Raw genomic sequence first — 6,380 nt, 5'->3', positions numbered from 1 at the left:
TGATCTGGCACAAGGTCTTTTACCCTTTCCCATTGCTCGTTTGTCAACTCCATGAGAAACCAACATATTAACTCAAGCTGGGATTCCCATTTTTGAGATAGCCTCCAGGCGCATTTCTACTGCATCCAGCAGTTCCAGATCATCGAAAGGCTTCACCAGGTAATCGTCTGCACCTAGGTTCATCCCTTTCCTGAAGTCCTCCTTTTCTGATTTTGCCGTCAGGAAAATAAAGGGGATACTTGCCGTTGCGGTATTGCTCCCCAACATGCGCAGCACACCATAGCCATCCAGCTGCGGCATCATGATGTCGCAAATAATCAGATCTGGAATTTCTCTTTTGGCCACCTCTACCCCCACCTTTCCGTTTTCGGCTTCCAGAACAGTGTAGTTGGCAAGCGTTAATATTTCGGCGATGTTTTCCCGAATTTCCTGGTTATCCTCAATCAGCAATATCTTTTTCATGGTTCTGTGGTTTGCGAAAGCGTGATGGTAAAGGTGGTGCCTTTGTCTAACTCACTTGCATAGCAAAGTGCGCCACCCATTATGTCTACATACTTTTTTACAATATTCAGCCCCAGGCCTGTTCCCTGAATGTTGGTGACATTATGCGCCCGGAAGAAAGGGGTAAACAGGTGGGCTTTATCTGCATCTGGTATGCCGATGCCTTCACCCCGCACCTTAATTGTAATCTGCCCTTCTCTGATTTTCGTTGTAAAATGCACCTCCTGGTACTCTCCGGAATACTTACTGGCGTTGGAAAGCAGGTTAAGCAGGATGTTTTTCAGTAATTGCTTATCAACACAAACAGCTGTATCCGCGCCTTTGTGCTGATAGTAAATCTGCTGCCCCATCTTCAGCACGCCCTGCACCTCTTCCACCACTTGGGTGGCAAATTCCTTCAAATCAAAGGCCGTGGGTACATTGTAAAGTTTGCCAGCTTCCTGGAGTGAAGCTTTACATCATAGATGCGTGGGAACAACCAGTACAGGATGGCGAATATCAGGAAACCGTTACAACCCAGTGCGCCCACGTGTACGTGTGCTACAATCCAGTCAGTGAAGTGCGCAATGGCGTTCACGTTTTTCAGCGATAGCATCGGGCCTTCGAAGGTAGCCATACCGTAAGCCGTGATGGCCACCACCATAAATTTCAGTACTGGTTCCTCGCGCACCTTATCCCAGGCACCGCGCAGGGTCAACAAGCCGTTAATCATACCACCCCAGCTTGGGGCAATCAGCATTACAGAGAACACTACACCCAACGACTGTGCCCAGTCAGGCAGTGACGTGTACAGCAGGTGGTGCGGACCGGCCCAGATGTAAATAAAGATCAGGGACCTGAAGTGGATGATGGACAGGCGGTACGAGTATACCGGGCGGTTCGCTGCTTTAGGCAGGAAGTAGTACATCAGGCCTAGGAACGGCGTTGTTAAGAAGAATGCCACCGCATTGTGGCCATACCACCATTGCACCAGCGCATCCTGCACCCCGGCATAACCAGAGTAGCTCTTGAAGAAGTTAACCGGCATCTCGTAAGAGTTCACGATGTGCAGCACTGCTACTGTCAGGAAGGTGGCGATGTAGAACCAGATGGCCACATACATGTGCTTCTCCCTGCGCCTGGCAATGGTGCCGAACATGTTCCAGCCGAACACCACCTATACCAGCGTAATCAGGATATCTATCGGCCACTCCAGCTCTGCATACTCTTTAGAGGTAGTGATACCAAGCGGAAGCGTAATAAGCGCCGCCACAATAATCAGCTGCCATCCCCAAAAGTTCAGCTTGCTGAGTTTGTCGCTGTACATGCGCGATTTACAAAGGCGCTGCAGTGAGTAGTATACCCCCATGAAAATGGCATTGCCCACAAAGGCAAAAATCACGGCGTTGGTATGTAGAGGCCTGATACGGCCAAAAGTCGTGTACTGGTTGCCCATGTTCAGGTCCGGCTTAGCCAGCTGGAACGCGATAAGTGTTCCGATGATCATACCCGCTATTCCCCAGAAAACAGTGGCAATACCAAAGTTCCGAACAATTCTGTTGTCGTAGTAGAACGTCTCTGGCGCAACAGGTTCATTGCCCTTGGGCGGGGCAACGCTGCGGTGCGCTGGTTTTACAAGTTCTGCATCATTAGCTGACATGTGCGGTGTCCTCCATTTGTTTAAGTGTTCTGTTTATGTTTTGTGTTTGTCTTCTCTTTTGACTTTTCAAAATTCCTAAAGAAGCGGCAGGGAAAAGATGATGAATGTCATCTTCAGAGGTGATTGTCATCAACAGGTACAGCCATTATTTCATAGCTAGCAAGACGCTCGCAGGAGCTGCGCACGCTGCGAGGTCTCTGCACGGAGTAAGGTCTGTGCATATAGGCAGGTCATTCCTCTACTCTACTTTTTCTTCTGGTTTCTTGCTGCCGGGCACTTCATTTTCAAAAAGCATCCTGACCGCAGGCGTATAATCGTCGTCGTACTGCCCGGAGCGCACGGCCCAGAGGAAAGCCCCCAGGAAAAGTCCTGCTACGGTGATGCTGACTGCTATCATTAGGAATATGATGTACATGGCTATCTTGAGTTAGAGAATTAGAGAGTTAAAAGTTCATCGGCTCTGAAGACCTCGCAGCGCCCGAAGGTCCTGCGAGTGTCTGGGTCAATGGCCGTGGCTTCGTAGCTAATATCAGACGCTCACAGGAGCTGCGCACACTGCGAGGTCTTCACTGTTATAACCCCGCCCTTTGGCGGCGATTTTAACAGACATGGTGGCGAACAGGATAACACTCAGGGAGCTGATGGGCATGAGGATGGCCGATACAATGGGCGAAAAGAGCCCCTGCACCGCGAGTGTTAAACCAATCACGTTGTATATCAGCGATACAGCAAAGGTGGCCAGGATGATGTTCATGGTCATCTTTGAGAAACTTAGGAACGTACTCAGCTTATCAAAAGCCGAGGCATCCAGGATGGCGTCGCAGGACGGTGAGAAATTGGTAATGCTGTTGGTGAGGCCAATACCCGCATCACTCTGCTTCAGCGCTCCGGCATCGTTCAGGCCATCGCCTACCATCAGGACGTGGTGTTGCCCGCTCTTCAGCTGCCTGATATACTCCAGTTTCTGCACCGGCGATTGGTCAAAATTCAGCGCCGAGTCTTCCCCTAAAAGCGTTTTCAGGCGTGCCTCCTCGTGGTCATTATCTCCGGAGAGCACCTCCAGCTTTTTGTCGTTCAGCTCCCGGAGTATGTCTTTCAGGCCTTGGCGGTACACATTATAGAAGGCGTAAAAGCCCACCACAAGCCCATCTAGTGACACGTATACTGTTGTTTTCAGCGCATCGCTTTTATTTGCAGCTGTACCTGTATAAGCTGCAGAGCCAACTCTGGTTAACTGACCGTTCACTTCCCCTACCAGTCCTTTACCGGCAAACTCCTGGAAGTTCTGAACAGGCAGGGTAGCGCCCTTGAGGTGCTGGAAAATGCGCTGGCTGAGCGGGTGCGTGGAGTGCTGTAAAACTGATTTTATAGATTGCTCCTGTGCTGCTGTTAGCGCTTTGCCTGTATAGGGTAGCTCAGCAGCACTTGGCTCGGTCAGGGTACCGATTTTATCAAACACCACCGTGTCTATTTTGGCAAGCGTCTCAACTACCGCTGTGTTCTTGAGGTAGAACTTGTTCTTGCCGAACACTCGCATGGTATGGCCATGCACAAAGGGCGTAGCCAGCGACAAGGCACAAGGGCAGGCAATGATGAGCACCGACGTGAAGGCCTTCACAACCATATCCGTATCTCGCGGCACCCAGTATCCCAGTGAAGCGGCAGCCACTATGAGCGTGACAATGATGAACCATTTCCCCGCTATATTGGCGTAGGTGCCCACGCTTTGCGATTCATCCTTTGAGAAGACGGTATTGTTCCAAAGCTGCGTCAGGTATCCCTGCGATACAGCCTTCACAACCTCAAGCTCCACACTTTCACCTACCTGCCGGCCACCAGCGTATATTACCTCCCCCACTACTTTCTCCACCGGCTCCGACTCCCCGGAAACAAAGCTGTAGTCAATCAGGGCGGTGCCTCTCAAAAGGATGGCATCAGCCGGTATCAGCTCCTGGTTCCGGATGCGGATGCAGTCGCCCACTTTCAGGTTACGTACCGCAACAGACGCCTCTTCCCCATCCTCCTTCAACACTGTAATAGATACTGGGAAGTAAGAAGTATAGTCTCTGTCGAAAGAGAGTGTGTCGTAGGTGCGCTGCTGGAAGTATTTGCCTATCAGCATAAAGAAAACCAGCCCGGTAAAAGAGTCGAAGTAGCCGGGACCGGTTCCGGTAAACACCTGGTACATACTCACCGTGAACAGGGCCAGCAGCCCGGTGGCAATAGGCAAATCGATGTTTACCATGCGTTGCTTAATTCCTTCTATGGCGGAGGTAAAGAACCCGCGCGCGCTGTAGAAAAACACAGGTAAGGAAAGTACAAAGCTGAGGTAGCCGAAAAAGGAACCGAAGGTTCGCTGCAGTCCTTCTGTTACAGCCAGGTAATCCGGGAACGCCAGTAGCATGACGTTGCCAAAGCAGAAGCCGGCAATACCTAATTTGTAGATGATGCTGCGGTTCGGCTTGCTTGTCTTTTTTCCATCGGTATCGGCTAACGTAATGGCTGGCTCATAGCCAATCCGGGCCAGCAGCTGCACCACTTCCCGCAGCGAAGTCTTCTGGTGAAAGTATGTCAGCGATACCTCTTTTCTCAGGAAGTTAACCGTGGATTCAGAGATGCCCGGGTTCAGCTTAAATAAGTTCTCGAGCAGCCAGATACAGGAGCTGCAGTGCATCTGCGGAATATAGAACGTCAGCTTGCAGATGGCATCGTTCTTAAAGTTGACAAGCTGCGCCTCCACCCCGGCATCGTACAGGTAAGCAAACCGCGATTCGGAAACAGGCTGCTTTCCTGTGATGCCCGGGTTTTCTTCCAGGTTATAGTAAGCGCAAAGGTTGTTCTCCTCTAACAGCTCGTATACATTTTTGCAGCCGGCGCAGCAGAAAGTCTTGTCATGTGCTTCTATTATTTCTTCCACACAGGCATCCCCGCAGTGGTAGCAACTTTGAATATTGGTTTGGAGTGCGGCTTCCATCTCAATCTCTATTTTGTTAGTTTACAAAATAGAGAAAGCGGTGGTGGGGCAAAAGATGAGCAATGTCACTAGGGAATGTGATCCTTGTCAGGGGGTGCCTTTGGAGCAAATCAGCTTATTGAATGGAAAAGAAGTTGCCTTAAAAGCTTTCTCTACATCCTGTATGCCACACGGTTCGTTTAAACTTTACATGTTTGATCCAGTTTAAAGGAAGAAGACTTACATAAGAACAGAATATATGAATCAGGAAGAAAATACATTTGAACTGGCCACCTTTGCAGGCGGGTGTTTCTGGTGCATGGTCAAACCCTTTGACCAATGGGAGGGCATAGAAAAAGTCGTGTCCGGCTATACCGGAGGAGAAATCCAAAACCCTACCTACGAGCAGGTATGCTCTGATACGACCGGCCATTACGAGGCCGTGCAAATCACCTTCGACCCGAGCAAAATTTCCTATAAGGAGATATTGGAGATTTTCTGGCAGCAGATAGACCCCACCGATGCCGGCGGCCAGTTCGGCGACCGCGGCTCTTCTTACCAGACAGCCATCTTCTACCACAACGAAGAGCAGAAACAGCAGGCAGAACAGTCGAAGAAGGAACTGCAGGAAAACGGGCCTTTCAGCCAGCCTATTGTAACGCCTATACTACCGGCCAAACCATTTTACCCGGCAGAACAATACCACCAGGACTACTACAAAAAGAATCCTACCCATTATCAGCGCTATAACGTAGGCTCCGGCAGAGCTGGCTTTATAGAAAGACATTGGAAAAAGGCTTAGTAGAAATAATGCATTATTCTGCTTTTTCTGATGTACCGGGTCAAACCACCCCTACCCCTCCTTGTCCAAGGAGGGGAGCCTGTTTATTCAGGTTTCTCAAGGCTTTTTCCATAGTCAATTCTTTATTCCCATTACCAAAATCTGTCCGCACGAAGTGAATGAGTTTCCAGTTTTTGGGTTGAGCGCCTTGTAAATTTCCGGTGCCACGCCAGTGGCAGCCGTAAGGCAGGAAATATACACAGCGCGATGCCCGAAGACGAGGCCGCTCGGCCTGAGAGCAAAGGATGCCAAGATGGAAAAGGCTGTTAGTGAGTTGTTGGAGAAGTTGTTACTACGGCAGCTTAGACAAGATAAGCTATGGAAGGAGATGTATAGTATTATAGAAGCTATCTCAAAAATACCTAAGCATTATCTTCATGCACGCGAGCAGCAGGAATGCCAGGTAATTATCAGCCTTCTTTTCCTGTCTGACCAAGGTTCTTCTG

The 6,380-nt window shown here is 49.8% G+C and carries 5 protein-coding genes and 2 pseudogenes; 2 read left to right on the top strand and 5 right to left on the bottom strand.

Annotation, left to right across the window (positions count from 1 at the left end; genetic code table 11):
* Positions 1-102 precede the first annotated feature (102 nt).
* The 5 genes and pseudogenes from ACYVB1_RS13065 to ACYVB1_RS13045 form a co-directional block, all read right to left on the bottom strand.
* Positions 103-462, bottom strand: a pseudogene (locus ACYVB1_RS13065) (response regulator transcription factor); the annotation flags it as partial.
* Complete coding sequence (locus tag ACYVB1_RS13060) at positions 459-902, bottom strand: sensor histidine kinase (protein ID WP_460924196.1); 444 nt, start codon at positions 900-902, stop codon at positions 459-461. The gene ACYVB1_RS13060 and the pseudogene ACYVB1_RS13065, both read right to left, overlap by 4 nt.
* Before the next feature lie 26 nt (positions 903-928).
* Positions 929-2,140 (bottom strand): annotated as a pseudogene (locus ACYVB1_RS13055) (cbb3-type cytochrome c oxidase subunit I); the annotation flags it as partial.
* 238 nt (positions 2,141-2,378) lie between these two features.
* On the bottom strand, positions 2,379-2,555 hold the full coding sequence (gene ccoS / locus ACYVB1_RS13050) for a cbb3-type cytochrome oxidase assembly protein CcoS (RefSeq protein WP_460924194.1): 177 nt from the start codon (positions 2,553-2,555) through the stop codon (positions 2,379-2,381).
* 114 nt (positions 2,556-2,669) lie between these two features.
* The gene (locus ACYVB1_RS13045) at positions 2,670-5,114 is read right to left on the bottom strand and encodes a heavy metal translocating P-type ATPase (protein ID WP_460924192.1); all 2,445 of its coding nucleotides are present in this window, start codon (positions 5,112-5,114) and stop codon (positions 2,670-2,672) included.
* Positions 5,115-5,352: 238 nt separating this feature from the next.
* Between ACYVB1_RS13045 and msrA the strand changes: the two genes are divergently transcribed.
* Complete coding sequence (gene msrA / locus ACYVB1_RS13040; protein ID WP_460924190.1) at positions 5,353-5,895, top strand: peptide-methionine (S)-S-oxide reductase MsrA; 543 nt, start codon at positions 5,353-5,355, stop codon at positions 5,893-5,895.
* Positions 5,896-6,187: 292 nt separating this feature from the next.
* On the top strand, positions 6,188-6,380 hold a 193-nt coding region (locus tag ACYVB1_RS13035; RefSeq protein WP_460924188.1), incomplete at its 3' end, for a hypothetical protein.

Source organism: Pontibacter brevis (assembly GCF_054779655.1).
Note: the sequence above shows the minus strand (reverse complement) of the source record. Positions and strands in the feature narration are given on the sequence as shown.